The organism is Halomonas caseinilytica (genome assembly GCF_001662285.1).
Lineage (GTDB): Bacteria > Pseudomonadota > Gammaproteobacteria > Pseudomonadales > Halomonadaceae > Halomonas > Halomonas caseinilytica.
Genome location: NZ_BDEO01000014.1, coordinates 86649 through 112455 on the forward strand (window position 1 = coordinate 86649; position 25807 = coordinate 112455).

Genomic DNA, 25807 nt, shown 5'->3' on the forward strand with positions numbered 1-25807 from the left:
GTCAGCGGGTCGGGATGAAGACCGGCGCCCCGTCGGCTTCGACACACATCAGTTTCTGGCCATAGAGCCGTTCAAGGGCCTCGACCTCCAGCATGTCGGGTGCCGGCCCCCAGCAGGCTTCGCCATCGGAATAGAGCAACAACAGGTGACTGCACCAGCGGGCCGCCAGGTTGAGGTCATGCAGACACATCACCACACCGCATCCCGCTCGGGCCTGCGCCTCGAGCAGCGTCATGGTGGCCATCTGGTGGTGAAGATCGAGATGGTTGGTCGGCTCGTCGACGAGCCACCAGAGCGGTGACTGGGCCAGCACCGTGGCCAGGCTGACCCGTTGCCGTTCGCCCCCGGAAAGCGTCGATACCAGGCGTGGCGCCAGATGCTCGAGATCGAGACGCCGAAGTGCCTCACGGGCATGCGCGATATCCGTTTCGCCTTCCCGCTGCCAGGGCGACAGATAGGGATGACGGCCGATCAGCGCGGTTTCCATCACGGTGGCGGGAAACTCGTCGTGGCGCTCCTGAAACACCACGCCCAGCCGCTGCGCCACCTCCCGGCGGCGCCAGCGTGGCAGGTCGCGCCCCTCGAGCCGTACCAGACCGGCGCGCGGGGCCCGCAGGCCGGCCAGGGTATGCAGCAAGGTGGTCTTGCCGGCGCCGTTGGGCCCCAGCACGCCCCAGCACTCTCCCGGCGCCATGCACAGGTCGAGCGCTCGGCCCGGCGAGCGCCCGGGTACGTCGACGATCAAGCCGCGCGTCTCGAGGCTCGCCATCAGCGACTCCGATAGAGCAGATAAAGAAAACTCGGCACACCCAACAGCGCGGTGATCACCCCCACCGGCAATTGCTGCGGGGCGATCAAGGTGCGCGCCAGGGTATCGGCGAGTGTCAGCAGGGTTCCGCCGGCCAGCAGGCTGGCCGGCAGAATCAGACGCTGGTCGTTGCCCAGACGCAGGCGCAGCATGTGCGGCACCATCAACCCCACGAAACCGATGCTGCCGGCGGTAGTCACCGCCACGGCAGTGAGCAGGCTGGCCACCAGATACAGGGTCCACTCCACGGGACGCACCGCCACGCCGAGGGCGGCGGCCTGCATGCCGCCCCGGGCCAGCACGTTGAGGGTACGCCCCAGCGGCACCATCACCACCAGGGCGAGCGCGGCCAGGGCCAGCACCAGCCAGGGCGACCCCGCATAGGCCAGATCCCCCATCAGCCAGTAGAGCATGCCGGGAAGCCGTTCGGCCGGGCTCACCGCCAGCAAAAAACTGATCAGCGCACCCCAGCCGGCGGCCATCACCACCCCGGTGAGCAGCATGCGAGTCGGCGTCCAACTACCCGTGCCATGCGCCAGACCGAAGACGATCAGCATCGAGGCCAGGGCGCCGCCGAAGGCCGCCCCCGCGACCAATGACGCGCCCAGGCCGGCCAGCATGGCCAGCAACGCGCAGACCGAGGCGCCGCCGGAAAGCCCCAGCACATAAGGGTCGGCCAGCGGATTGCGCAACAGCACCTGCATCAAGGCGCCGGCCAGCGCCAGCAGGGCGCCGGTACCGAAGGCCGCCAGCGCACGAGGCAGGCGAAGATCGAGTACCAGGGTACGGTGCAACGGCTCGCCGCCGCCGCCGCCAAGCACGGCGAGCAGCGCATCCGGCGACAGTGCAACGCTACCCAGCACCAGCGCCAGTGCCTGGGACAGAAGTGCCGCCAGGGCCAGCCATGTCAGCGGTCCGGCAAGTGACGAGCCGCCTCGACGACGTGCCTCAGCGTCGCTCACGCGCCACCTCCAGGTGATGGCAGATCTGGCGAGTTCCCTCCAGCAGCCGGGGAGTGGCGCGCTGCACCAGATCCGGGTCGACGAAGAAGAGGTTGTCGCGCTGCACGGCCGTCATGTCCGGATAGTCGTGCCAGGCGTCGAGCCAAGAGGCATCGGACTTGCCCATGCCGCCGGTGATGATCGCTTCCGGGTCCCGAGCCAGTACCGCCTCGACGGCGATGCGCGGCACCAGCGACGACTGCCGGGCGAAAAGATTGACGCCACCACACAGGGCCAGCGCCTGGCTGATCCAGTGCTCGCCATTGATCGTCATCAACGGCGACGCCCAGACCTGATAGAAGACCTTCACCGGTTCGGCCTCGGCGTGACGCGCCCGCAGGTCGGCGACCTCCTCACGCAACCGTTCGGCGACTCGCCGGCCTTGGGCCTCGCTGCCGGCGAGGACGGCCAGACGCTCCAGATTCGACGCTATAGAGGCAAAATCGTCGGCATCGGAGAAGAACACCGGCATGTCAAGCGCCGACAGGCGCTCGAGCTGCTGCTCGGGGTTGCCGCCTGACCAGGCCACCACCAGATTCGGCGACAGGGCCAGCAGTGCCTCGAGATCGAGGCGATCATAGCTACCCACCCGAGGCAGGTCGGCGGCCTCGGGTGGATAGTCGCTGAAGCTGACCGCACCCACCACGCTCCCGCCGGCGCCGGCGGCGTAGAGCAGCTCGGTGACACCTGGCGAGAGCGCCACGATGCGCTCGGCCGGCGCATCCAGGCAGACCTCGCGCCCCCGGTCGTCGGTAACACAGGGAGCCGCCTGCGCGGAGCCGGCCAGCGCCAGCAGCCCCATGCCATACAGCAGGTATTTCAAGCGCACCACGTCTCCTCGAACATGCGGATCATGCCCGGCGGCAAGCCTCCGCTGAGCGTTGTATTCTTATTGCGCGCCGAAGCTCACGCTCAGGAAGGCAGCGCGGCCGGCGTCGATGTAATCGCGGCCCTGATAATCCCGGGCAGTGGCGTACTCGCGATCAAAGACGTTCTCCAGCGTCAGGCGCGCCGACCAATGCGGCGCGAAACGCCATCCGGCCCGCAGGTTGACGATGCCATAACCCGACAGCCGTTGGTCGTTGTCGGCGTCGCCGTAGCGATGGTTCTGAGCGATGATCGACCCACCGAAGGTCCAGTCGCCCAGTTCACGGTCGGCATCGAAACGCAGGCTCCGCGTGGCCCGATGCGCCAGCCGGTTACCGGTCTCCTGGTCTTCGGGGTCGGTATAGGTCAGGGCGGCACGCAGGCTCCAGTCCAGCACTTCCGCGCCGGTGGAGAGCTCCACGCCGCGAATGCGGGCTTCATCGACATTGTAGGGCGTGCTGACGCCATCGAAGACGACATTGGCGATCATGTCCTCGACATCGGTCTGATAGAGCGCCAGGTCCCAGAAGCCGCGTTCGAACTGACCGCGCATCCCGAGCTCGACACTCGCGGAGCGTTCCGGATCGAGATCGGCATTGCCGTAACCGGGATAATAGAGTTCGTTGAAGGTCGGCGCGCGGAAGGCCGTGCCGTAACTGGCGCGCAGGGTGTGGTGGTCATCCAGCGCATAGCCAAGCGCCAGGTTGCCGGTGACCTCCTCATCGAAGGCATCGTTGTCATCGTAGCGCAGCCCAGCCTGGACCGAGATCGGCGAGAAATCGAGCAGCGCCTGGGTGAAGACCGCAACGTTGTCGCGGCTATCTTCGTCGTAGTCGGTGGTGCCCGAGACCTCGTCGCGACTGGCTTCGGCACCGGCGATCCACTCATGCGGCCCCACAGCCACGGTGTTTTCCCAGCGAGCGGTGCGCGTGCGGGTATCGATCACCGAATCGCCGAAGTCATCGTGATTGTCGCTTTCGTCACGCGACTCGCTCAGCGTCAGTCGGCTACGCCAGGCCTCGGTGACGGGCAGTTCACCGTAGACGCCGGCCACTTGCTGGACATAGTCGGTGTCACCGCCGACAAACTCGGTATTGCCCCGAGCGCGCAGGGCCAGCAGGCCGACCTCGGCGCCGCTGTGGAAAGTGTGCGACAACCGGGCGAAACCGGTGGTGTTGTCGTAGCCCTTGTCGCCCTCGCCTTCGACGACCTCGGCGCCTTCGGTGCCGAAATGGCTGGCCGAGACGGCATAGCGAGTGCCGTCGTCACCACCGGTCACGCTCGCGGTGACACGGCGACTGTCATGCGAGCCGCCTCCCAGGGTAACGCTGGGCTCGGGATCACCAAGCTCGCCCTGCGGCGTGAAAAGCTGCACGACGCCGCCCACGGCATCGGCGCCATAGAGGCTGCCGCGCGGGCCGCGCACGACCTCGACGCGCTCGAACATGCGTGGATCGAGGAACTGCCAGGCCGGGCTGCCCAGGGTGGCGGAACGCAGCCGGATGCCATCGATCAGCAGTGGCGTGGACTCGCTGCCGGTGCCGCGCAGGTAGACGCTGGTGGTCTTGCCGAAAGCGCCGTTGGAGGAAACGTCGACGCCGGGCTGGGCGCGCAACACATCGGTGATATCGGTGGGATCCTGGCGGCGCAGCGACGCCTCGTCGATCACCGAGACCGAGGACAGCGACTGACTGGCCGTACGTGGCGCCAGGGTAGCCGACACCACCAGCGGATCGAGCCGTTGCTCGACATCGGTCTCGGTATCGGCCGCGCTCGGGGCGGCATGAAGGAGTGGCGACGCCCCCAGGCAAAGGGAGGCCAGGCCCCAACGGAAAGAGAGAGAAGTTGTCATGATATTCGTCCCGGAGCCGCACACCCCCGTGCGGCAGTGAACCCTTGGAAGGCCGGACGTGGGGCGAGGAAGGGAAGATCGACATGATATCGGCGAGTCCGCCCTGCCCGAGGTTCGCCTTCCGCGTCCTGGCAAGCACTCACAGGCCGGTCTCCGGGCTGACGAGCGAGGCACACCGGCCTCGTCACCGCCGCCTTCCCGTGCGTGGCACAGTGGCGTGAGACGGTGTTTGACTCGATCACCGTTGCGGGGGCAGCGTCGGATTGACCCGCTGAGCTGACAAGCGAGCATCACCGACTTCCCGTTTCAACCCGGCCCATCTGGGCAGGCCTGGGTCACCTGAGAGTGGGCGTAAGCTAGCAACCGCCCACCGGGGCGTCAACGTGCTCGGGCCTTCATGGGCAACGAGGCTGGCCGCCGGCATCGCCCTTTCTCACAATCGGCGTGCCAGGCCATGGCGAACGTACCAGACCGCCTCGGCACGGGCGGCGGCATCCTGGGCCAGCCAGCCGGACAGATCGCGCAGGCGGCGATCCGCGGCATCCACGGGCACGATGCCACGCCCCATCTCGGGCAGAATCAGCACGACCTCTCCGTCGCTCCCCGCCTCCACCTCGACCAGCGTCTCGAGCATCGCGGCCAGCCGCGCGCGCAGCCGGTCGTCATCGGAGTCATCCTCCAACGCGCCTTCCAGCCAGCTCGCCCAGCCGGTCAGCACCAGAGGCGCGCCCGGAACGAGCGCATCCCGCCAGCTCTCAGGAGCGTCCGGGTCCAACCGATGCCAGACGGCATCCGGGAACCGTGCCGCTACGAGGTCGCGCTTGCCGGCGCAGGCACCGCCGATGAACAGCTGCATCGCCAGTTTCCTTCATCATGGATGAGAACAAAGCGCCGCCCCTGGGCCTGACCGACCACACCGTCCCAGAATTCGGCCCCCTCCAGGCGTCGCCGAAGTTCGCGGATGACCCCGCCGTGGCTCACCGCCAGTACCCGGCGCTGGCCCGTCGCCAGCGCTTGCGCCTGTACCTCCGCCAGCCAGTCTTCCAGGCGTGACCACAGGGCTGCGGCCGACTCGCCGTTCGGCGGCGCCACGGCCCCGGCGCTGTCGACCCAGGCACGATAGCCGGGATCGTCCTTGAGGTGCGCGTAGGTGCACCCTTCGTAGTCGCCGAAATCCAGCTCGCGCAGGCGGGCATCGAACCACGCCTCGGGGGTCGGCAGAGTCTCGCGTACCGCCGCCAGGGTCTGTCGGCAGCGTGTCAGGTCACTGCAGTGAACGGCGTCGAAGCGTTCCTCGGCCAGGTCATCGCGCAGTCGCTCGATATCGGCTATCGCCTCGGGCATCAGCAAGGGGACATCACGGTGCCCCTGGTAGCGACGCTCCAGGTTCCAGGCCGTCACACCATGTCGCACCACGGTCAGTTCCAGGCTTGGCGACTCGGTCATCGACCTCTCTCCTTTGCTCCCATCGTTTCCTTCTCTGCCCTGCCGGTCAGGCCGCGCACGACACCCACGCCATCAGCAGCAGCCACAGCTCGCTTCCTTCGATGGCGGCACCGACGATATCGCCGTTGATGCCGCCGAAAGCCCGGCGCACCGCCAGGCCATAGAGCGCCACGAACACGACCAGCGCCGGGATCAACCCGACTGCCCCCGGCATCAGCGCCAGCAGCACCAGCACCGGCGCCACGGCCCAGACCAGATCGCCCCGCCCCAGGCTCCGCTGCCAGGCATGAGCCAGCCCTTCGGCCCGGGCGGCGGGCACCGAGACCAACAGGCCGACCGCGGCCAGACGCCCCAGCGCGATCACCGGCACCAGCCACCAAGGGCTCGCCCCGGCGGCCAGCAGGGTCCACAGCAGTGCCGCCTTCCAGGCCAGGAGAAACACCAGCGCCAGCACTGCGAAGCTGCCTACCTGGGGGTCCTTCATGATCGCCCAGCGCTTCTCGGGTGGTGCGTTGCTGCCCAGAGCATCGGCCAGATCCATCAGGCCATCGAGGTGCAACCCGCCGGTCAGCGCCACCCACAGGCTGAGCAGGGCCAGGGTCAACAGCGGCAACGGTAGAGCCGCCTCGAGCAAGGTGCCAACGGCAGCCACGAGCGAGCCGATCAGCATGCCCACCAACGGGTAGACCCGTGCCGCCCAGCGCCGGGTGCCGGGCGTCCACGGGCAGGCCAGCGGCACCGGCAGCCGGGTCAGGAACTGGATGGCCAGCAGCACGCCGAATCCCGCTTCCTTCATGCGGACTCTCCTTTCCAGTCGATGCCCCGGCCGGCCACCACCTCGATGACCCTGTCCGCCTCGGCGGCCAGATCGCAGTGCAACGCCTGCAGGAAGGCCAGGTAATGCCACACCTGTGCATCACGCGGCGGCAGGTCTTCGTTGAGGTCGTTGGAGACCACCACCAGGGCCAGTTCTCGGCGACGCGCCTCGACGAGCCCATGCGCCAGCATCGCCCGGCCTTCGGAGGCCGCCAGTTCGGCTTCGAACATCACTCGGCTGGCCCACAGGGTCAGGCAGTCGAGCAGTACGGCACTGCCCTGGGGGATCGTCGACAAGGCCCCGGCCAGCGCCAGTGGTGGTTCCAGGGTCACCCAGTCGTCGCCGCGGCGGTGACGATGCCGGGCGATCCGCGCGGCCATCTCGTCGTCGCGGCCCTGCGCCGTGGCCAGGTAATAGCGCGCACCGCCGCACCGCGCCCGCTGCTCGCTCACCAGGGCTTCGGCCACGTCGCTCTTGCCCGAGCGCGCTCCGCCGGCAACGAAGGCGATCATGGCCGCCTCCAGGCCGTCAGTGCCTCGAGCAGTCGAGCGTTGTCCTCCGCTTCACGCAGTGCCAGCCGCAGCCAGGCTCCCTCGAGGCCGGGGAACCCATGAGTGTGACGGGCCAGCAACCCGCGCTCCAGCAGGAAGGCGAACAGTGCCCGGCTCTCGTCGGCATCGTGTCCACCACGCAGCAGGAAGAAGTTGGCCTGGGTATCCGTCACCGTGAAACCGAGCTCGCGCACCGCTCCGGGCAGGCCGCGCTCGGCCGACAGCCAGGCGCGGGTACGCGCGAGATATTCATGGTCGGCGAGCAACGGTGGCACCAGCCCTCGAGCCAGGGCGTTGACGCTCCACGGCATCTGCTGGGTGGCGAGGCGATTCACCGTCTCCGGGGCGCCGAGCAGGTAGCCGAGCCGCAGTCCCGGCACGTCGAAGCGCTTGGTCAAGGAACGCAACAGCAGCAGGTTCGGTGCCTGATCGAGCAGCGTCGTGAGCCGTTCGTCATTCTCGGTGAAGTCGACGAAGGCTTCGTCCACCACCAGAGTGGTACCGCTCCGATGCGCCCGAGCCAGCAAGCGTTCGACATCGGCACGCGGCATCAGCGTCCCAGTGGGGTTGTTGGGTCGACACAGGAAGACGACATCGATACCGGCCAGGGCCGCCTCGGCGGCGTCGAGGTCGAGCCGGAACGTCGGTGCCTCCAGCGCCAGCCGGTCGACCGTCAGGCCGTGCCGGCGACAGGCCAGGGCGTACTCGCTGAAGGTGGGTTCGATCACCAGGGCGCGGCCGCCGGCGTGCAGCGCCGCGGCCAGATAGATCGCCTCGATGCCGCCGTTGGTCACGAGCACTCGCTCCGGGGCCACATCGTCGTGTTCGGCAAGCGCCCGGCGAGCCCGGTCGTCGTCCGGGTCCGGGTAGCGGGCCAGCGCGTCGCCGGCACCGGACAGCCACGCCGGCAGCCAGGATGGCGGCCCCAACGGGTTGAGATTGGCGCTGAAATCGATCACCGGATGATCAGCAGGCAAGCCGAAGCGCGCCAGCAGCGGAGCCACTCTTCCACCATGCGCCGGCCAGGCAGTAAGGGTCATGACAGCCACTCCCTGAGCAGTACCAGGGGCACCAGCAACAGCAACACACCCAGCCAGCCGCCGTGCATGTAGCGGATGGCACGCTCGATGTGGCCGACGACCAGCGGCTCCCGCGGCTGGCCAAGCGTGGCGCGATGAGAGGGGTGCCCGTCGTAGTGATTGAGTCCGCCCAGCCTCACGCCCAGCAAGTGGGCCACCATCGCCTCCGGCCAGCCGGCGTTGGGACTCGGATGGCGCGGCGCTTCGCGGCATGTGGCAGCCAGGGCGCCGGCCGTCCGGCTCTCGGCGATGAAACGCGCCGCAAGCCACATGGCCAGGGCCGTGAGCCGGGCCGGCAGCCAGTTGACGGCATCGTCGAGTCGCGCCGAGGCGCGGCCGAAGTCCGCATAGCGCGGGCTGCGATAGCCGACCATGGAATCCAGGGTATTCACCGCCTTGTAGGCCAGTGCCAGGGGAGCTCCCCCGAGCAGCGCCCAGCAGAGCGGCGCGGTGATGCCGTCCACGGTGTTTTCGGCGACGGTCTCGACCGCCCCGCGGGTCAGGCCGGCCTCGTCGAGCGCCTCGGTATCGCGCCCGACGATGCGCCCCAAAGCCAGCCGGGCCGCCGGCAGGTCGCCGCACCGCAGGGGCTCGGCCACCGCTCGGGCCGCATCGGCCAGCCCTCGAGTGGCGAACGCCATGGCCAGCAGCACGAGTTCAGCCACCAGCGCGAGCCCGGGCGACACCCAGGCCAGCACCGTCAGCGCACTCCAGGCTAGCGTCCAGGTGCCGACCACTACCACGCACGCCAACCAGACGCCACGCCGCTGGCGAGCCGCCGCTGAGCCATGGTTCCAGGCGCGTTCGAGCCAGGCAATCACCCGACCGATCCCGACCACCGGATGAGGCAACCAAGGCGGATCGCCAAGCGCCAGGTCGATGACCAGCGCCACGCCGACCAGCGCCAGCAACTCGAACGAAAGCGGCGCGACGCTCACGTTTTGCCCTCGGTAGCGACGCCGGCGGCATCGAATGTGGCCATCTCGGCGAGCATCGCGCTGGCCGCCTCGAGCAACGGAAACGCCAGGGCCGCACCACTGCCCTCCCCCAGCCGCAGCGACATATCCAGCAGCGGTTCGGCGTCCAGCGCCGCCAGGGCATGGTCATGGCCAGGCTCGTGGGAACGATGCCCGAAGATCAGATAGGGACGCAGCGCCGGCTCAAGCCGGCAGGCGGTGAGTGCGGCCACCGTGGCGATGAAGCCGTCGACCAGCACGGGCATGCGCCTTGCCGCCGCCTCCAGGTAGGCCCCGACCATGGCGGCGATCTCCAGCCCGCCCAGCTTGGCGAGTACGTCCAGGGGCTCGGCGGGGTCCGGCGCGCGCGCGACCAGGGCCGACTCGATGATCGCCTGCTTGCGCGCCAGGGCGGCACCGGCCACCCCCGTTCCCGGACCGACCAGCCCGGCCACGGAAGCGCCGGTCAGCACGGCCAGCATGGCACTGCTGGCCGTGGTATTGGCAATGCCCATCTCGCCGACGATCAGGCAGCGGCAGCCGGCCACTGCGGCTCGCTCGGCGGCACGCCGGCCGGCGGCGATGGCCGCCAGCGCCTCGTCACGCTGCATGGCCGCCTCGCGAGCCAGGTTGGCGGTGCCTGGGCGCACCCGGTCATGAACGACGCCCTCGGCGGGCAATGCATTGGCCACGCCCACATCGACCACTTCGAGATGCGCACCGATGCGTCGGGCAAAAACATTGATGGCCGCTCCACCGGTGACGAAGTTGGCCACCATCTGGGCGGTCACGGCCTGGGGAAAGGCCGAAACGCCCTCCGCCGCCACCCCGTGGTCGGCGGCAAACACCACCACAGCCGGCGGGGAGACCCTGGGAAAGGCCTCACCGGTGATGCCCGCCAGGCTTACCGCCAAGGCTTCCAGTCGGCCCAGGCTGCCCGGCGGCTTGGTCAGGGTATCGAGGTGACGACTCGCCCGTTCGGCACAGGCGGTGTCGACATCGGCTATGAACGGCAGGGCATCGTTCACGGGGCTTCTCCAGGCAGGCTCGGCGAGCCGACCATCCTACCAGAGGGCTGGCGATGACGGAGGTCATCTTGCCTGGCACTGCGATCTATAGATGGCCGGGATTGCGCAGCTCGCGCTCCTCCGCGGGCGGTGGCGTCCACTCATAGAGCCAGGTTTCGGTGAGGGGCCGATCGCCGCTTTTCAGGTACAGCCGCAGGGTGATGGGGTCAGTGCCGTCATCGGGAGGCACCACGTCGAACATGGCGCGGTAGCCCTCGATGGCCTCCTGGGGGCGTGCCGAGGTGATCTCGACCCGGCCGGCAGAGGCTTCGATGACGGGTTCGACCTCGACATCCTCGCCCAGCGGCATGGGGCCACCAGCGAAGTCGACCACGAAGCGCCAGCTGAAATATTCCCGTCGTTGCCCGACTACGCCACCGAGCCCGGTGCGCGTCGCCACGCAGCGCGCCAGCGAGGGCTGCGCCGGGGAGGTATCGCACCAGTAGAGACGATAGCCGAACAGCATCTCTTCGCCGGGCCGGGTGGGCTCGGCGGGATTCCAGAAGGCGACGATATTGTCGAAGGTCTCGTCCAGGGTGGGCAGCTCGACCAGTTGCACCGAGCCTTCGCCCCAGTCGTTCTTCGGCTCGACCCAGACACCGGGGCGACGGTCGTAGAAGACGCCATCGTCCTGGTAATGATCGAAGTCGCGATCGCGCTGCAGCAGGCCAAAACCGCGCGGCGCACGCTCGCCGAAGGCATTGAAGCGCAAGTGCTTCGGGTTGGTCAGCGGGCGCCAGATCCATTCACCGCTGTCGGCGTGGATCGACAGGCCGTCGGAGTCATGGATTTCCGGCCGCCAGTCCCAGTTCGCATCGCGGTCGTTCTCGCCGACCATGTACATGCTGGTCAGCGGTGCCACGCCGAGCCGCTCGATGGCACGGCGTGGATAGAGGGCCGCATCGACGTCCATGGCGACACCTTCACGATCCCTGATGACGAAGCGGTACGCCCCGGTGACACTGGCGGACTCGAGCAAGGCATAGACGATGACGCTCTCCTCGTCACCTTCGGGTCGCTCCAGCCAGAAGCGGGTGAAGTCCGGAAACTCCTCTTCGCGCGACGCCGACGCGGTGTCGACCGCCAACCCCCGGGCTGACATGCCGTACTGCATAGAATCGCTCACCGCGCGGAAGTAACTGGCGCCAAGAAAGGCCGCGACATCCCGCTTCCAGTCATCCCGGTGGTGGAGCCGGAAACCGGCGTATCCCAGGTCCTCGGGCAGGCGCTCCCCCTCGACGCCCGATTCGCCGAAGTCGAACCGGGAAGGATCATAGGCCAGTTCATGGGCACGCCCATCGACGACTTCATGGATGCGCACCGGCGTTTTGTAGTGCAGCCCCAGGTGGAACAACTGGGCACGGAATGCCGAGCCGGGATCATCGGCCCACAAGGCACTGTCGGCTCGATACTGGATCGCCTGGTAGGCATCCCAGTCGAGGTTCCTGATCGGCGCGGGCAGCTCGATGGCGTGCTCGCGTGGGTCCTGGGTCGACAACTGCCGGGCCAGCCCCTTGAGCCAGGCATAGTCGAAGGGCTCGCCGGCGCCGCTGGGTTCGACCCTTGCCGTGGCGGTCAGCAGGGGAGAAATCGGCAGCAGGCCGCTGCCGCCAAGTGCCCCGGCCATCTTCAGGAAGTCGCGTCGCTTCATGTCGGGTTCCTTCTCGCATGGCATTCCCGTGAGGCGCCGGGCCATCCCGGTGCCGTATCGTTCCTGTGGAACGCCGGACGACCATTCGAGTTCCGCGGTTGCCCTCATGGCATGACGCTCTATACTGTATATAAATACAGAAAGAGGCTTGAGCATGGCCACTCGAGTGCCCACGACCCCAGGGGCGCGCCGGGGACGCGGCGCGACCTTCGATCCTCACAATCGCTTCGCGCCGACCCGCAGCGAGGCCATCGACGACGGCTGGTGGCAGGACGCCGTGCCAGAGCGCCTGGCCACCCGAGTCACGACCGAAGCCTCACGCAGCGCCCTGTCCTGGAACCGCTCGCCGGACCTGCCCTTCGATCGCTCCCTCAACCCGTATCGAGGCTGCGAGCACGGCTGCATCTACTGTTATGCCCGCCCCAGCCATGCCTACTGGGATCTCTCGCCGGGCCTCGACTTCGAGACCCGGCTGATCGCCCGCAGCGGCCTGGTGGAGCGTCTCGAGGAGGAACTGGCCAAGCCGGGCTATGTCTGCCGGCCGATCAACCTTTCCGGCAATACCGACAGCTACCAACCCCTGGAAGCCGAACGAGGAACGACACGTCGCGTGCTGGAGACCCTGCTGAAGCATCGCCATCCGGTGACGCTGGTGACCAAGAGCGCGCTGATCCTGAGGGACCTCGACGTGCTGACAGCGCTGGCCGAGCACCGCCTGGTGCGAGTGATGATCAGCCTGACCAGCCTGGATCGTGAACTGAAGCGCACTCTGGAACCTCGGACGGCCTCGCCCGAGGCACGGCTCAAGGTCATCCGCACCCTGGCCGAGGCCGGTGTGCCGGTCGGGACGCTGATCTCGCCGGTGATTCCCGGCCTCACCGATCACGAACTGGAACGGCTGCTGGAAGCGGCCCGCGACGCCGGCGCCAGCAGTGCCTCCTGGATGCTGCTGCGCCTGCCCCGCGAAGTCGCCCCGCTGTTCGAAGACTGGCTGAGCACCCACTATCCGCAGCGTGCCGACAAGGTGATGAGCCTGATGCGCCAGTGCCGTGGCGGCGTCGACTACGACGCCCGCTTCGGCCACCGCATGCGCGGCGAGGGCGTGTTTGCCGAACTGCTCGCCCAGCGCTTTGACAGGTGCCACCGGCGCCTGGGCTTTCCAGGCAACGTTACCCTGGATACCTCGGCCTTTCAGCCACCCGGCGCGCAGGGCGACCTGTTCACGCCTTGAGTCCCGGTTCCGGCTGGCAGGGCCTCAGCGCGCTTCCACCACGAAGGCAACCGCGGTGGCATCGTCCTGCAGCTTGAGCCGGGGATGGGCACGCGCTTCCGGGTCGTCCGCCTCGGCGGCACGCAGGCGCGATAGGATGTGGTCCAGTCCGCTGTCGAAGGCGGCCGCGAAGAGCTGCTCGTGGCTGAAGAGATGGTAGGTGTCGACGGCCCGATAGAAGCCATCGCTCATGGCGAGCAATCGGCGCCCCGGGCGCGCGGGCATCAGCACCCGCTCCAGCTCGATGGCAAGATCGCCGATGGGCTCGACGACATCGTAGCCGAAACGCCGGTTGCGCTGGGCCTGATTGTCGAGGATATGCGGGACGGTCGCACGAAGGGCCGCGTCGTGGCTCGCCCCGGTGCGCGCCTTGACCTCGAGCAACGTGGTCACTGCCTGCTGCTCGAGCGAGCTGACCGCACTGTGGCCGAAACAGGCCAGATCTCCGGCATCGGTTTCGTAGAGCAGCACGCAGTCCCCTGCCCCGGTGATCTCCAGGGTATCGTCGACCAGGCGTGCCGCCCCGAAACAGGCGAAGGGCAGATCCAACCGCCCGACAGCGTCGGTCGGCGCCAGGGCATCATACTCCGCCGCCAGGCGTGCCTGGATGTCGCTGACCAGTTCCCGCGTCTGCCGCGCCGGGTCGACACTGGCCAGGAAATGCGCCACGAAGCGTCGCACCAGCCAGGCCGCATCACTGGGGTAGCCACTACGCGTCTGCCCGACATTGACCGGTGCGGCGCCATCCATCCACAGCACGCACTCCTCGGCGACGCCGAGCCAATCGGCATTCGCGTCGCCTTCGGGGTCCGTCAGCCGATCGACGACCCGGAAACCGGCCCGGCCCGTGTCTCGCTCCTTGAGATTCGATACCGTCATCCGAGCTTCCCCCTGTGCGTCTCGTGCCGTTGTCAGCCGTTCTCGCGACGATCCTCCAGCAGGGTCCCGCGAGCCAGCAAGTCATCCTCGTGGCCAGGCTCCCGCCAGGGTTCGGCCACGGCATCGGCGTCCCACTGCCGCATCGCCGGCAGTGCGAGGAGTGTGTCGACATAACGCCGCGAGGCCTCGCCGAGCTCGAGGTCGAAGCTGCGCACGCGAAATGCCACGGGAGCGAAGAAGGCATCCACCGCGCTGAAATCCGAACCGGCCAGGAAAGGCCCGCCAAAACGGGACAAGCCTTCCTGCCAGAGCTCGTCGAGTCGCGCCAGATCATTGCCCAATGCCGCCGAAGGCGACGACAGGCGCACCCGCGCGCCACAGTTCATCGGGCACTCGTCACGCAGGGCACCGAAGCCGGCATGCATCTCGGCACTGGCCGAACGTGCCCAGGCCCTCGCGGCCTCGTCACGCGGCCAGACACCCTCGTGCCGCTCGGCCAGGTACTCGACGATCGCCAGCGACTCCCAGACGGCACGCTCGCCATCCTCCAGGCAGGGCACCTTGCCGGTGGGCGAAAAGGCGCGAAAACTGTGCCAGCTCGAGCCGGTCTCGAAAGGCGTGAGCCTTTCCTCGAAGGGAATCTCCAGATGGTGCATGATCACCCAAGGGCGCAGCGACCAGGAAGAATAGTTCTTGTTGGCGATATGCAATCGGTACATCCGCTCACCCTCCTTGTGATGTGACATTCAGTCCTTACGGCATGAACCTGTAACGCTGACACAAGCCGTCACGAGACGCCATGGCTCACCACGATCTCGTAGCCGGTGAACTTGCGCAGGTTGATCACGCCGCTGTCCAGCATCAGGTACTGCCCCTTGATCCCCATCAGGCGCCCCGCCACCTCGGCACGCTTGTCGAAGTTGTGCGACACCACCTTGGTGGGGTATTCCAGCACCGGGTACGTGAACGTGCGCGGGGCGGCCTCCACAGGACGAATGGTCGACTCACCGAAGCGCTCGCGCAGCGCATCGAGCCCGCTCGCCAGTTGCGCAAATAATCGGTCGCGCTCGGCCGCCAGATCCAGCTCCGGTGTCTCGCCCTTGAGCATGGCGCGCCAGTTGGTGCGATCCGAGACCTCGCCCTTGAAGAGCATCTCGACGAAACCGGACTGCTGGCGGGAATCCACCTCGAGGATCGGCAGGGCCTGGACCGCGCCCTGGTCGAGCCAGCGGGTCGGCACCTGGGTGGCGCGGGTAATCCCGACCTTGAGACCGGAGGCATTGGCCAGATAGACGATGTGGGGTTGAAAGCAATGGCTCTCTCCCCACTCCGGCTCACGGCAAGTGCCCTGGAAATAGTGGCACAGCTCCGGCTTCATGATGCAGGTGTCGCAGCGCGCGAGTCGCTTGAAGCAAGGATAGCAATGGCCCTGTCCGAAGCTCTTGCGAGTCGCTCGACCGCAGTTCGTGCAGGCGATGGCCCCGCTCCAGGCAAGACGCAGCGGCTCGCCCAGCAGCGAATCGAGGGGCAGGCGGTCATCGCCGGCTCGCAAGGTGTAGCGAGCGGGGGCGCCGGGCTCGACGGCCATCTTGGTCAGACAGCCGTGTGCCAGGGTCTCAGTCACGACCGACATCCTGACCCAGGCCCGCCATCTCCGGGGACACGTTTCCGCCACCGCTGTCGGCACCACAGGTACGACGCTCGAGATAGCCGACCCGCTGCTCCTCGGGAACACCGTTCTCTACCTCGTAACGCATCACGGCCTCGAGGCATAGCTCGGTCTGCTCGGAGGTGAGAAAGCGACCGTCCGGCCATTTGCGCAGCGCCACCGCCTGCTTGAGGCTCTCGTAGATGGCCGGCGTCATCTGCTGGATCATGCGCTCGAAGGTCATATCGCTCATGGCGGAATCTCTCGGAAGAAATGGATCGGAGCGGGGAGAATCACTGGCTCGCGGAGCCACCAGGCTCGCCGTAGTCGGCGAGCAGCATTACCTGGCCCGCCGCGAATGATACCAGCCCAGCGCCAGCCCCACGACCAGCCCCCCGAGGTGTGCCTCGTTGGCCACATTGCCGAAACCGAACAGGGTGGCGATATCGGTCATGGTGAAGACCATCCAGGCCAGCATGAAGATCACCAGCATCTGGGGCACGAAGAAACCGCTACCGGGACGTCGCCGCGACATCAGCCAGACATAGCCCAGCAGCGCAAAATCGACCCCGGATATGCCGCCGAACAGCACCGTGCCGGTCGCATACTGCGCCAGGTTGCCGCCGATGCCCGACAGCAGCAGCAGCGTCAGCATGCGCCGCCCCCCATGGAGCGCCTCGACCTGGCGGCCGAAAAACCACAGCCAGAGCATGTTGAAGATCAGGTGCATCCAGCCGAAGTGCAAAAAGATCGGTGACAGAAGGCGCCATACCTGGCCGCTGGCCAGCCCCTCCCCGAGGCTGCCAGGCACGGGTTGTCCGTCGACGATGCCCACCGGCGCGATAGTCATCGCGGCGATCACCAGATCGCCGAGCAGCCAGGTGGCGGCGAACACCAGCAGGCACAGGCCCAGCGTCAGGGAAGTGACCGGGACGCGTCGCAGCGGCGCCAGCCACTGGGCGCCACCGCCACGCCGCGCCGCCCTGCCTTCGGGCATCAAAGGCTCGCCGCGCTGCCATTGCGCGAGCAGCTCGCGCAGCGCCTCTTGCTGGGAAGGGTCGACCAGCCACAGGACCTGGCCGTCGTCTTCCTCGGTGATGCGATGCCCGATGCGATGGGCCCAGAGCGCCCGACGCAACTCATCCAGGTCGGCATCGCGAGGCAACAGGATTACCCGATACATGCAGCCTCCGAGGCAGGACATTCCGTGTTGCAGGCACGCGACAGACGCGCAAAAAGAAAAGTCCGGTGGAGGGAACCACCGGACAAGAGCAAGGGATCATTCAAGGGAACACTTACTCTGATCGGCGATGTGGATGCGAGTTCAGTCATGGGGCACATTTTTGTGTAACGGTTTGTATCAATCGAAATCGATCTCCTGGGGCGTCACCCGGGCCCGCTCTTCCTGGGGAACGTCGACCCACACGAAATGATCGGCATCGAGGCTCGTCTCGCCACTCCAGCGGTAGGCCACCAGGCGGCCGAACTTGACGGCGCTGTAGTCCAGGCAGGCGATGTTGGGAGCCGGCAGCGCCGGGATGCCCTCGCACCAGTAATGGCCGATGAACAGGGGGGGCTGGTCCGGGCCGTAATAGCTCAGCCGCGAGCGCTCCTCATCGCTCAGCTCACGGGACTCCAGGTCATCCGGCAGGCTGTCCGGCTGAAAGACCACATCCCCCCAGGTACGTGGTTGCCTGGCCCAGAAGTGAGCGCGAAAGCTGCGCCGGGTGAAGCCGTCCCCGGAACGAATATGCATGCCTTCCGGCAGGGAGAGGTGGCTCCCCCGGGTCAGGCGATCGAGAATGCGGGATGCACGCGTGCCAGAACGCTCGGCCTCGGCGAGGAAATCCAGATCGATGCGGGCATCGGGACGCTGATGGCGCAACTCGTCGATCAACGCCTGATCCCAGCAAGCATGCACTACCCTCAGCCCGTCGAACTCCAGACACAAAGGGATCGTCAGGAACCATTCGAGCGTCTGCTGCCACTCTTGGGGATGATCGCGGTACTGCGCCAAGGTTTCCCTGACAATGCGATTGTGGCGCGGCGTATGCTCGCGAAGCCAGGTCCGCCCCGCTTCCGCAGGCGCCCGATGGCAATAGGCGAGCGCGTTGACTTCATGGTTGCCGAGCACGATCGACGCCTCGCCCGCCTCGACCATGCGCCGCGCGATGGAGACCGCCAGACGGATACGTGGCCCCCGGTCGATGAGATCCCCCAGGAAGATCACCCTGCGACGCGGATGACGGTAAACACCGTCCTGCTGGTGATAGCCAAGCCGCTCGAGCAGCACGGCCAGGGTGGCGCCGCATCCATGCACGTCACCGATCAGGTCGTAGCCCTCGGGGGTGCCTCGTTCGCTCACCTCAGTCTCCCAGGCGATTGCTCCAGCCCAGCTTGCTGCGCAGGACTTCATAGAAATTATGCCCCAGCGGATGCACCAGCTGGACCCGTTGCGGCTTGCGCCGGATCACCAGCACATCGTCGGGCTTGGCCACGGCACGCGTCTGGCCATCGCAACTGATGTGCGGATAGGTCTGATTGGTCTCGCCGATATGAATACGGATCTCACTGGCCGCGTCGATGACGATCGGCCGGCTCGACAGGGTATGGGGAAACATCGGCACCAGGGTGATCACATCCAGCTTGGGGTGCATGATCGGGCCGCCACCGGACAAGGCGTAGGCCGTCGACCCCGTGGGCGTGGCGATGATCAGGCCGTCGCTGCGCTGGCTGTGCACGAACTGCCCATCGATGAACAGCTCGAACTCGATCATGCGCACGGCCTTGCCGGGGTGCAGGACCACCTCGTTGAGGGCGTCGCCATTCCCCATCAGGGTATCGTCGCGATAGAGCTCGGCATCGAGCAGGAAACGCTCCTCGACCTCAAAGCGCCCCTCGAGCACTTCGCCCACGCGAGCCTCGAGCTCATCGGGCGAGATGTCGGTGAGAAATCCCAGGCGACCGCGATTCACGCCGAGCACCAAGGTACCGCTATGGCACAGGGTACGGGCGGCACCCAGCAGGCTGCCGTCGCCACCGACCACGATCACCAGGTCGCACAGCTCGCCGAGCAGGCGACGGCTGGCCTCCGGGTGGCCATGGTCGAGCAGTACCGTGGCGGTGCGGTCCTCGATGATGACGTGATAGCCGGCGGCGTCGAGAAAGCGACTCAGGCGCTTCAGGGTCTCGACCACCTTGGCGCTGCCCAGCCGACCGATCAGGCCGATGTTCTTGAAGGCTTGCATGCGCGGGTCCCTCGCTTCGCGAGGAACCATTATGGCGACACTGCCGATGGGGGGCAAACCGCCTCAGGCAGCTCGCGGTGCCCGCTTCTGCCACCAATCATTGAGTGCCAGGGAGGCGATGATGATCGCGCCGCCCAGTATCAGACGCGCCAGATCGGCGTCGCGGTTCCAGATCAGCAGGTTGACCAGCAAGCCAGCCGGCACCAGGGCATTGTTCATGATCGCCAGCGCGCCGGCATCGACCCGCACGGCCCCAAGGTTCCAGAGAAAATACCCCACCCCGGAGGCCACCAGGCCCAACCAGGCCAGCACGCCCCACTGCAGGCCCGTGGTCGGTAATGCCGTCGTATCACCCAACACCAGGAAGGCCGGCACCGCCACGGCCACGGCGCCCAGGTAGAACCAGCCGAATACCGATAGCCTAGGCAGAGCATCGGGCAGGCCCGCCGACAGTCGGCGATACCCAACTTGGCCGAGAGCGAAACAGAGGTTGGCACCCTGCACGACCAGGAATCCCAGCCAGTAATCGTCGGTGAGCCCCTTGTAGCGAATCACCGCGGCCCCCAGCACCGCCAAGGCCGCGGTCAGTAGATGGAAGGGCGTGAAGCGCCGGAACAGGGCATCGTCCAGCAGCGCAATGTAGAGCGGCGTGAGGACAGTGAACAGCAGCACTTCGGGAACCGACAGCAACAGAAAGGACTGGTAGAAGAAGATGTACATCACACCGAGCTGCACCGCCCCCAGAGCCATCAGCGCCAACCGCTGCCGCCCCTGCAGCAGGCGCGGACGCAGCACCGGCAAGAAGACCAAGGCCGCCAGTACGATGCGGATCATCACCGCAAAGTAGCTGTCCACCTGCCCGGCCAGGTAAACACCAATCAACGAGAACGAGAAGGCCCACAGAATGGTGACGCCAACGAGATAGCCCAACGGTCAACTCCTGCTTACATCAAGGGTTGACGATGATTATACGCGCGTCCTGCCCGCTGCCAAGCGGGTTCCGCCCTGTCGGTCGGTACTCGTCGATATCACGAACGAGAGGTCGAGGACGAGCCCTCAACGCCGCAGGAGCCAGACAACCGCGTAGAGCGACCCCGGCAACCAACCGAGCAGCATCAGTACCAACGACACCACAACCCGACGAACGCCGGCACCGGCCAGGGCCATCGCCAGGGGCGGCATCAGCACGGCCAGGGTCACAATGGCGGCAAAGGGTTCGGGCCGCGACGTCGAGTCCGCATGCCGGCTCGCCTCGCCCCGCGGCTCGGCATCCCCGGCGGCGCCAACCGCCGCGGAGGACGGTGGCGTGAAATGCTCCACGCCACGGCTCGGGCGCTCGCCTTCACTCGCATCGTCTCCCGCCTGCGGTCGCTCATGCTCCAGGGCCCGCTGATGCGCCTCATGGTCGATCTTCTGTTCCAGGGCGTCGGCGCCTTCGGCCAGCGTCTCGTGATAGCGCTCCCAGTCTTCCCAGTCATGAGGCGTCCCCGCTCTGGGACGGTGGTCCCCGGCCTCACGGGCACGGTACCAGGCCTTTTCCTCCAGAGTGTTGGGGCGCTCCTTGTCACGTTCTCCATCCAGCCCCTTGCGGGCCAGGTATTCGCGGGCATCCATGGGGCATCTCCAACAGTGATCGGCATCACGAACGATTCATGTCGGCATTGTGCCATATTGGAGTGGGCCGGCCCGACCTGGGTTCCTGCCTCGGGAGCCTCATCGCGTGCCAGTCGACTATGCTGAAATCGAGGCAGCCCCAAGGGCACCCGGATCACCCGACGCTCCGGTGCATGCCGGACCATCGGATATCAGCCCGGGCGAGGCTCATCACCATTCGGCACAAGGAGAATCGCCATGCCCAAGAAGGCCCCAACCATCGTGCGCGAGATCATGTCCCGCGACTGCTACCGGGTCTCCGGCAAGACCTCGGTGTCCACCCTGGCCGAAGGATTGTCACTGCATCGCCTGCCCGGGGCGCCCGTGGTCGATGAGCACGATCGCCTGATCGGCTTCATCTCCGAACAGGATGTCCTCGGCAAGGTACTGGAAAGCGCCTACCTCAATGATGAGCCACCTCTGGTCAGGGAGCTGATGCGCCACGAGGTGCTGTCCGTCACGCCCAACAAGAGCATCATCGACCTGGCTCAGGAAATGCTGGGTGCCAAGCCCAAGATCTATCCGGTCACCGAACAGGCCCGCCTGGTCGGCATCGTGACCCGTCGCGATGTGCTCAACGCGATCCTGCGCATGCGCCACAGCTGAGCCCGATGGACGAACCAAAAAAAACCGCCCCAGGGACGGGGCGGAAGGGATCGATTATGCAAGCCAGAACAACATTGCTAGCGACTGCCATCGCGATGATGATGTTGCCTGTGCTTGGTGAGACAACGCTGACGAAAAAAGTTCGCCGCTTTCGCGATTTTTTTCTCCCACCTGGCCACCAGCCCACGCCAGGGAGACTCGCCGAACGGGGTTGTAATCCTTAACCCTCTGGATATACTGGGAAACCTCGCGGGTGTAGCTCAATGGTAGAGCAGAAGCTTCCCAAGCTTAAGACGAGGGTTCGATTCCCTTCACCCGCTCCAACCCTACTATAAGCTCCTGATCCTCAAGATTTTTCCCACCTTTCATGGGGTTAGGTGCTACGGTAATGGCTACACAAGTGGCTACACCTGATCCCCGCTCCAATGCTACCCTCGGTAAGTGGCTGATCCGTCAGACCTCGATCAATGGCACCAGCAGGGGGACTCATGGCCAGGGGCAAGCCAACCGACACCCGAAGCCTTCGCCAGCGTGGCAACGTCTGGTTCATCAACAAGCGCCTCTCTCCGATCCTCGCCAAGCACCTCGGTAAGAAGATGCTCAACCAGAGCACCCAGACCGGCGACCTAGATGAAGCCTGTCGAGTACGTGACCGAGTGCTTGCCGACCTGAGCGACCTTGAAGCCCAACTCAAGGGCGAAGCCAGCCGAGTCCAGCAACGTCGGGTATTCCTCCAGGCCCGTGATCAGTTTAGGGAAGCTAAGGATGCCATCACCAGCCACGACCCGAGCCACCCTGTCAGTCTGATCGACACCATAGACCCCGAACAGCTTCCAGAGATCGAACAGGACGCGCTCAAGAGCGTGTACCAGGGGGACACACCGACCCGCTACCGGCTAACCCTGAGAGCGGCGCTGGAGGACTGGAAAGCGTCACCGTTAGTGGAGCGCAAGCCCTCGACTCGCTCGAAGAATGAGCTGGCCATGGAGCGTTTGCTGGCATACCTGGGCGAGGATGACGTGACACTGCTCTCCATCGACCGTCGGCAGGTCAAGGGGTTCATTACCTCGATGCTCGGCGAGGAGAGGACGAAACAGACCATCGCCAACTACCTCTCCGGCCTGTCGGCCATCTGGCACCACGCCGAATACTCGATGGAGGAAGAGCTGCCGAACGGCAACCCGTTCAAGGGCCACCAGCTCAAGCCCAAGGCCACCGTCCGCAGTTACGACCAGTTCAGCCGCGAGGACGTGGAAGCCATCTTCGAGGCCACGGCAAAGAGCGAAGGCATCTACTACCTACTCCCACGCTTGGGCTTCTACACGGGCGCTCGGATTGATGAGCTGTGCTCCCTGAAGGTGACGGACATCATCCAGCGTCAGGGCATCTGGTGTCTAGCGATCCGCGAGGGGAAGAACCAGAACGCCACACGGGAAGTTCCGCTCCACTCCGAGATTAAATCAGCGGTGCTAGACCAGCTCGAACAGGCAAAGGCTATTGGGGCCGTGTACCTATTCCCCGAGGCTGAAGCATCCACTCGACGTGACGGCAAGAAGAGTCCGAAGTTCTCACAATGGTTCGCCCGCCTGTCGAAGCAGGTCGTCGAACGGGGCGACCGCAAGCTCGGCTTTCACTCGTTCAGGACTACCGCCATCACCATCATGGGTGACGCAGGTCAACGCGAAGAAATCATCGTGTGGGTAACGGGTCACGAGCGAGGGCTTACTACCGCGAACAGGGTCTACAACCGTGGACCGACTTACCGGACTCGCTTGAAGGCTGTCGAGAGCATTCGACTCGATGCCCTGCACTGATCGTCTTCACCACACCGGTGAATGTTGATGCCCTCATCTTACAGGGGCTAGGGTCAGCGGCCATGGAAACGGAGACTGGAGAGACACAGTATGAACGGTCGAACACTGGGGGCATTCATAGCCGCCGCCCTATTCCTGGCCGCAGGGTACGTAGTGAAAGCAGGTCAAGGGGCTGATTCAACACTACTCCATCTCCTGGGCGTCGGCATCGGCGTCGTGGTCATTATCTGCGTATTCAAGCAATACAACCCGTTTCGTAAACTCTGGATAGGCCCTACCTATGAACAGATGCGTAGAGAAGCACAGGAACTAGAGGACACCCTCTGGAATGGCGAGAACGATGCGCACTTGACGACCAAAGATCGTAACCGCCTCATGAAACGGGAACAGAAGGTCCGCAGGATGATGGCCGAATACCGCAAGCTTAACGATAAGGACTGATCCCCACCGTCTTGTTCAAGAGCAGTCCCTCGGCTCGAAACGTGGGCACTCGCCGACATGCTCAGGGAAGCCTTCATCGAGATGTACACCGAGCAGGACGTACTCGCTGACTTCAAGGAGGAACTTGAAGAGCAGCTACCAGAAGACGTTGAGCTGCCCGACCTCCCGAAGAAAGGCTCCTTGGATTTGGAGCAGGTGATGGAGTCTGACTTTTTCTTCGCCTGACCTATCCGCAATTCATTCTATTAGCAGTCTGAAGCCCCGCATGACGGGGCTTTCGTGATTACGGCCCACCTTTGGACAACCGAAACGTCCACCCATCGAAACAGCCCTCGACAACTGAGAGAGCAATCCAATGAGCACCGCAATCGAAACCACCACCGAGCCGACCATGAGCAGCCGCGAGATCGCGGAGCTGACGGGGAAGCAGCACAAGAACGTGAAGCGCGACATCTTCACGATGCTCGATACCTTGAAAATCAATGCGTTCAATTTTGAGCACATCTACCGGGACGACCGGAATCGGAAGCAAATGGAGTACCGTCTCAACCGCTACTACACCGAGCTTCTCATCACCGGCTATGACGTGAAGCGCCGAGCCGCTGTGATCGACCGCTGGTTCGAGCTAGAGAAGCAGGTCTCCCAGCCCCAGGTTCCTCAGTCCTTCGCCGAGGCGCTTCGGCTTGCCGCCGACACCCAGGAACAGCTTGAACAGGAGCAGAAAGAGAAGGAACAGGCACAGCAGCGTGTCAGCACCTACGAGAAGGTCACGTCTCAGCATAACCATACGCTTCATCGGATAGTTCGCACCTTCCCCGGTGTGAACACCATGAAGATCAAGTCTGATCTGATGTTCTACGGGTATCTCTACAAGAGAGCCAACACCTACAAGGTCCGCGCTAAGTACAGCCATCTGTTCACTGAGCGTACTGACGATGAATACGGGAAGCCATCTCCGGCGAGTAGAGGCGGGGATGATCCATCCATTGTCAAACAGGCCGTTGTTCTGGCTTCATATTCACCAGCCCACTGCTCAACCAATAGAGGTCAACATGTCCGAACCAGCGCCGTACACGAAATCATCTGTGAGCCAAGTGATACAAGCCATTCAAGCCATCCGTGAAGTTCACAGTGATATGCAGGTAGATACGGCCCGCCTGTTCGTGCTTATCGCTATGCACCCAGGAATCACCATGCAGAAGCTCAGAGAGATAACTGAGCTACCCCAGCCCACCGTTTCACGGAGTGTGGCTCTTTTGTCTGAATGGAAGACGCCGGAGACACCGGGACTCGGCTTGGTGACGACCGCAATCGATCCCCAAAAGCGTCGACGCAAGACGGTTGACTTGACCGAAAAAGGCGAAGAATTGGCGAGCAGTCTTGCCAATGCGGTGAGGTGATATTCATTTTTTATATATGACGGAAACGAAACTATAACCAATGATTACGGCCCACCTATGGAGAACAGAAGGATGTCACCCACCCCCAACAGCGTTCGATTGAGGACGTATGCACCACCCACCACATCAACGACAGCAACACCCGCACTCGCTCTGCGAGCTGCAACGAAAGACCGGCGTTGAGTTCGCTCAAGGTCGGGAGATTGTTTGTCCTTCGATGCGACGTTAGTAACGGGCGGCCCTGAGCCGTCGCAAGCGAACGCGGATAACATCGACCGAAGGCCCGCGACGGAGGTAATGGCGTCGTCGAGGGGGCCGGGGACTCATCCATGATGATCGAATGGATGGGGTCAATCTCGAAATGGCTTTTAGTTCTTCTATTAGTGAATCTAGAGGCTCACCTTTCAGAGCCTCCTTGCAGGATAATCATCCTAAAGAAATAACCAATTATAAGAGACTCCATAGATCATCTCCTAGTGAGTCTTCTGGACTAACGCTATTCGTTATCGTCAAGCTAACCAGAAGTCGGCCTAGAAGTCCGAGGCTAGTAACTCGCTTCGCTCGTTGGTTCTGACATGGATGAAATTACATCTCACACTGATACTTCCAGTGATTCGCTTCGGTCTATGGTTCGGGACGACTGAAAGTACCAGCATTGTTGTGCCCGAAATGGTCCAACCACCGACATCTCGTCAGCCTCCCCTGCTGACCATCTAACGGCCTCTCCCTTGGGCCGAGGTTCCGGCTTGCTAC

At 65.0% G+C, this 25807-nt stretch carries 28 protein-coding genes, 1 tRNA gene and 1 riboswitch; of the genes, 8 read left to right on the forward strand and 21 right to left on the reverse strand.

What is annotated here, in order from left to right; genetic code table 11:
- Position 1 precedes the first annotated feature (1 nt).
- The 12 genes from HSDC_RS14825 to HSDC_RS14880 form a co-directional block, all read right to left on the reverse strand.
- On the reverse strand, positions 2-769 hold the full coding sequence (locus HSDC_RS14825; RefSeq protein WP_064700722.1) for an ABC transporter ATP-binding protein: 768 nt from the start codon (positions 767-769) through the stop codon (positions 2-4).
- Positions 769-1770 (reverse strand): FecCD family ABC transporter permease, encoded by a 1002-nt coding sequence (locus tag HSDC_RS14830; protein WP_170862791.1) that lies wholly within the window; start codon positions 1768-1770, stop codon positions 769-771. The genes HSDC_RS14825 and HSDC_RS14830 overlap by 1 nt, the downstream gene beginning before the upstream one ends.
- On the reverse strand, positions 1757-2611 hold the full coding sequence (locus HSDC_RS14835) for a cobalamin-binding protein (protein ID WP_064700782.1): 855 nt from the start codon (positions 2609-2611) through the stop codon (positions 1757-1759). The genes HSDC_RS14830 and HSDC_RS14835 overlap by 14 nt, the downstream gene beginning before the upstream one ends.
- Positions 2612-2698: 87 nt before the next feature.
- Positions 2699-4528, reverse strand: a complete 1830-nt coding sequence (locus tag HSDC_RS14840; protein WP_064700723.1) for a TonB-dependent receptor domain-containing protein — start codon at positions 4526-4528, stop codon at positions 2699-2701.
- Between the two features lie 127 nt (positions 4529-4655).
- Positions 4656-4886, reverse strand: a riboswitch (cobalamin riboswitch).
- Positions 4887-4961: 75 nt separating this feature from the next.
- Positions 4962-5384: a bifunctional adenosylcobinamide kinase/adenosylcobinamide-phosphate guanylyltransferase gene (locus tag HSDC_RS14845; RefSeq protein ID WP_064700724.1), complete on the reverse strand. Its 423-nt coding sequence runs from the start codon at positions 5382-5384 to the stop codon at positions 4962-4964.
- On the reverse strand, positions 5336-5974 hold the full coding sequence (locus tag HSDC_RS14850; RefSeq protein ID WP_064700725.1) for a histidine phosphatase family protein: 639 nt from the start codon (positions 5972-5974) through the stop codon (positions 5336-5338). Before HSDC_RS14850 ends, HSDC_RS14845 begins: the two co-directional genes overlap by 49 nt.
- Before the next feature lie 46 nt (positions 5975-6020).
- Positions 6021-6770: an adenosylcobinamide-GDP ribazoletransferase gene (cobS, locus tag HSDC_RS14855; RefSeq protein WP_064700726.1), complete on the reverse strand. Its 750-nt coding sequence runs from the start codon at positions 6768-6770 to the stop codon at positions 6021-6023.
- Positions 6767-7303, reverse strand: a complete 537-nt coding sequence (locus HSDC_RS14860; protein ID WP_064700727.1) for a bifunctional adenosylcobinamide kinase/adenosylcobinamide-phosphate guanylyltransferase — start codon at positions 7301-7303, stop codon at positions 6767-6769. Before HSDC_RS14860 ends, cobS begins: the two co-directional genes overlap by 4 nt.
- A complete protein-coding gene (cobD, locus tag HSDC_RS14865; RefSeq protein WP_064700728.1) occupies positions 7300-8382 on the reverse strand; it encodes a threonine-phosphate decarboxylase CobD in 1083 nt (360 codons plus the stop codon). The genes HSDC_RS14860 and cobD overlap by 4 nt, the downstream gene beginning before the upstream one ends.
- Positions 8379-9359 (reverse strand): adenosylcobinamide-phosphate synthase CbiB, encoded by a 981-nt coding sequence (gene cbiB, locus HSDC_RS14870; protein ID WP_064700729.1) that lies wholly within the window; start codon positions 9357-9359, stop codon positions 8379-8381. The genes cobD and cbiB overlap by 4 nt, the downstream gene beginning before the upstream one ends.
- Positions 9356-10405 (reverse strand): nicotinate-nucleotide--dimethylbenzimidazole phosphoribosyltransferase, encoded by a 1050-nt coding sequence (gene cobT, locus HSDC_RS14875; RefSeq protein ID WP_082920066.1) that lies wholly within the window; start codon positions 10403-10405, stop codon positions 9356-9358. The genes cbiB and cobT overlap by 4 nt, the downstream gene beginning before the upstream one ends.
- 85 nt (positions 10406-10490) lie before the next feature.
- Complete coding sequence (locus HSDC_RS14880) at positions 10491-12095, reverse strand: OpgD/OpgG family glucan biosynthesis protein (protein WP_064700730.1); 1605 nt, start codon at positions 12093-12095, stop codon at positions 10491-10493.
- Between the two features lie 154 nt (positions 12096-12249).
- Between HSDC_RS14880 and HSDC_RS14885 the strand changes: the two genes are divergently transcribed.
- Positions 12250-13326 (forward strand): PA0069 family radical SAM protein, encoded by a 1077-nt coding sequence (locus HSDC_RS14885; protein ID WP_064700731.1) that lies wholly within the window; start codon positions 12250-12252, stop codon positions 13324-13326.
- Between the two features lie 24 nt (positions 13327-13350).
- Here the strand turns inward: HSDC_RS14885 and HSDC_RS14890 are convergent, their stop codons facing one another.
- The 9 genes from HSDC_RS14890 to HSDC_RS14930 form a co-directional block, all read right to left on the reverse strand.
- A complete protein-coding gene (locus HSDC_RS14890; RefSeq protein WP_064700732.1) occupies positions 13351-14244 on the reverse strand; it encodes a hypothetical protein in 894 nt (297 codons plus the stop codon).
- A gap of 32 nt (positions 14245-14276) precedes the next feature.
- Positions 14277-14963, reverse strand: a complete 687-nt coding sequence (locus tag HSDC_RS14895; protein ID WP_064700733.1) for a glutathione S-transferase family protein — start codon at positions 14961-14963, stop codon at positions 14277-14279.
- A gap of 68 nt (positions 14964-15031) precedes the next feature.
- Complete coding sequence (locus tag HSDC_RS14900) at positions 15032-15877, reverse strand: DUF2797 domain-containing protein (RefSeq protein WP_064700734.1); 846 nt, start codon at positions 15875-15877, stop codon at positions 15032-15034.
- Complete coding sequence (locus tag HSDC_RS14905) at positions 15861-16145, reverse strand: YeaC family protein (RefSeq protein WP_064700735.1); 285 nt, start codon at positions 16143-16145, stop codon at positions 15861-15863. The genes HSDC_RS14900 and HSDC_RS14905 overlap by 17 nt, the downstream gene beginning before the upstream one ends.
- Before the next feature lie 87 nt (positions 16146-16232).
- Positions 16233-17075, reverse strand: a complete 843-nt coding sequence (locus HSDC_RS14910) for a rhomboid family intramembrane serine protease (RefSeq protein ID WP_064700736.1) — start codon at positions 17073-17075, stop codon at positions 16233-16235.
- A gap of 177 nt (positions 17076-17252) precedes the next feature.
- Positions 17253-18257, reverse strand: a complete 1005-nt coding sequence (locus HSDC_RS14915) for a metallophosphoesterase (protein ID WP_064700737.1) — start codon at positions 18255-18257, stop codon at positions 17253-17255.
- 1 nt (position 18258) lies between these two features.
- Positions 18259-19140 carry an NAD(+) kinase gene (locus HSDC_RS14920; RefSeq protein ID WP_122983346.1) on the reverse strand — a complete coding sequence of 294 codons (882 nt, stop codon included), beginning with the start codon at positions 19138-19140 and terminating at the stop codon, positions 18259-18261.
- Positions 19141-19203: 63 nt separating this feature from the next.
- Entirely contained in the window at positions 19204-20070 is an 867-nt protein-coding gene (locus HSDC_RS14925) for a carboxylate/amino acid/amine transporter (protein ID WP_064700739.1), read from the reverse strand.
- A gap of 126 nt (positions 20071-20196) precedes the next feature.
- Entirely contained in the window at positions 20197-20754 is a 558-nt protein-coding gene (locus HSDC_RS14930; protein WP_064700740.1) for a YqaE/Pmp3 family membrane protein, read from the reverse strand.
- A 237-nt stretch (positions 20755-20991) separates the two neighbouring features.
- Between HSDC_RS14930 and HSDC_RS14935 the strand changes: the two genes are divergently transcribed.
- From HSDC_RS14935 to HSDC_RS14960, 7 genes are all read left to right on the forward strand, one after another.
- The gene (locus HSDC_RS14935) at positions 20992-21399 is read left to right on the forward strand and encodes a CBS domain-containing protein (protein WP_064700741.1); all 408 of its coding nucleotides are present in this window, start codon (positions 20992-20994) and stop codon (positions 21397-21399) included.
- Positions 21400-21648: 249 nt separating this feature from the next.
- Positions 21649-21722 (forward strand) — tRNA-Gly (locus HSDC_RS14940).
- Between the two features lie 165 nt (positions 21723-21887).
- Complete coding sequence (locus tag HSDC_RS14945) at positions 21888-23213, forward strand: tyrosine-type recombinase/integrase (protein ID WP_064700742.1); 1326 nt, start codon at positions 21888-21890, stop codon at positions 23211-23213.
- Positions 23214-23303: 90 nt separating this feature from the next.
- Positions 23304-23654, forward strand: a complete 351-nt coding sequence (locus tag HSDC_RS14950; RefSeq protein WP_064700743.1) for a hypothetical protein — start codon at positions 23304-23306, stop codon at positions 23652-23654.
- A gap of 57 nt (positions 23655-23711) precedes the next feature.
- Positions 23712-23879, forward strand: a complete 168-nt coding sequence (locus HSDC_RS16545; RefSeq protein ID WP_082920069.1) for a DNA-directed RNA polymerase — start codon at positions 23712-23714, stop codon at positions 23877-23879.
- Positions 23880-24009: 130 nt separating this feature from the next.
- Positions 24010-24777: a Rha family transcriptional regulator gene (locus HSDC_RS16550; protein ID WP_073292215.1), complete on the forward strand. Its 768-nt coding sequence runs from the start codon at positions 24010-24012 to the stop codon at positions 24775-24777.
- Between the two features lie 70 nt (positions 24778-24847).
- Positions 24848-25054, forward strand: coding sequence for a winged helix DNA-binding protein (locus HSDC_RS14960; protein ID WP_219810287.1), 207 nt, complete (start codon positions 24848-24850; stop codon positions 25052-25054).
- The last annotated feature ends 753 nt before the right edge of the window (positions 25055-25807 follow it).

Coding starts and splice junctions, on each gene's coding strand:
- HSDC_RS14880 (WP_064700730.1), bottom strand. CDS start 12,095: ATGAAGCGACGCGACTTCCTGAAGATGGCCGGGGCACTTGGCGGCAGC.
- HSDC_RS14825 (WP_064700722.1), bottom strand. CDS start 769: ATGGCGAGCCTCGAGACGCGCGGCTTGATCGTCGACGTACCCGGGCGC.
- HSDC_RS14930 (WP_064700740.1), bottom strand. CDS start 20,754: ATGGATGCCCGCGAATACCTGGCCCGCAAGGGGCTGGATGGAGAACGT.
- HSDC_RS16545 (WP_082920069.1), top strand. CDS start 23,712: ATGCTCAGGGAAGCCTTCATCGAGATGTACACCGAGCAGGACGTACTC.
- HSDC_RS14905 (WP_064700735.1), bottom strand. CDS start 16,145: ATGAGCGATATGACCTTCGAGCGCATGATCCAGCAGATGACGCCGGCC.
- HSDC_RS14840 (WP_064700723.1), bottom strand. CDS start 4,528: ATGACAACTTCTCTCTCTTTCCGTTGGGGCCTGGCCTCCCTTTGCCTG.
- HSDC_RS14900 (WP_064700734.1), bottom strand. CDS start 15,877: ATGTCGGTCGTGACTGAGACCCTGGCACACGGCTGTCTGACCAAGATG.
- HSDC_RS14860 (WP_064700727.1), bottom strand. CDS start 7,303: ATGATCGCCTTCGTTGCCGGCGGAGCGCGCTCGGGCAAGAGCGACGTG.
- HSDC_RS14845 (WP_064700724.1), bottom strand. CDS start 5,384: ATGCAGCTGTTCATCGGCGGTGCCTGCGCCGGCAAGCGCGACCTCGTA.
- HSDC_RS14885 (WP_064700731.1), top strand. CDS start 12,250: ATGGCCACTCGAGTGCCCACGACCCCAGGGGCGCGCCGGGGACGCGGC.
- cobS (WP_064700726.1), bottom strand. CDS start 6,770: ATGAAGGAAGCGGGATTCGGCGTGCTGCTGGCCATCCAGTTCCTGACC.
- HSDC_RS14935 (WP_064700741.1), top strand. CDS start 20,992: ATGCCCAAGAAGGCCCCAACCATCGTGCGCGAGATCATGTCCCGCGAC.
- HSDC_RS14835 (WP_064700782.1), bottom strand. CDS start 2,611: ATGGGGCTGCTGGCGCTGGCCGGCTCCGCGCAGGCGGCTCCCTGTGTT.
- HSDC_RS14945 (WP_064700742.1), top strand. CDS start 21,888: ATGGCCAGGGGCAAGCCAACCGACACCCGAAGCCTTCGCCAGCGTGGC.
- HSDC_RS14960 (WP_219810287.1), top strand. CDS start 24,848: ATGCAGAAGCTCAGAGAGATAACTGAGCTACCCCAGCCCACCGTTTCA.
- HSDC_RS14920 (WP_122983346.1), bottom strand. CDS start 19,140: ATGCAAGCCTTCAAGAACATCGGCCTGATCGGTCGGCTGGGCAGCGCC.
- cobD (WP_064700728.1), bottom strand. CDS start 8,382: ATGACCCTTACTGCCTGGCCGGCGCATGGTGGAAGAGTGGCTCCGCTG.
- HSDC_RS14850 (WP_064700725.1), bottom strand. CDS start 5,974: ATGACCGAGTCGCCAAGCCTGGAACTGACCGTGGTGCGACATGGTGTG.
- HSDC_RS14895 (WP_064700733.1), bottom strand. CDS start 14,963: ATGTACCGATTGCATATCGCCAACAAGAACTATTCTTCCTGGTCGCTG.
- HSDC_RS14950 (WP_064700743.1), top strand. CDS start 23,304: ATGAACGGTCGAACACTGGGGGCATTCATAGCCGCCGCCCTATTCCTG.
- HSDC_RS16550 (WP_073292215.1), top strand. CDS start 24,010: ATGAGCACCGCAATCGAAACCACCACCGAGCCGACCATGAGCAGCCGC.
- HSDC_RS14890 (WP_064700732.1), bottom strand. CDS start 14,244: ATGACGGTATCGAATCTCAAGGAGCGAGACACGGGCCGGGCCGGTTTC.
- HSDC_RS14910 (WP_064700736.1), bottom strand. CDS start 17,075: ATGTATCGGGTAATCCTGTTGCCTCGCGATGCCGACCTGGATGAGTTG.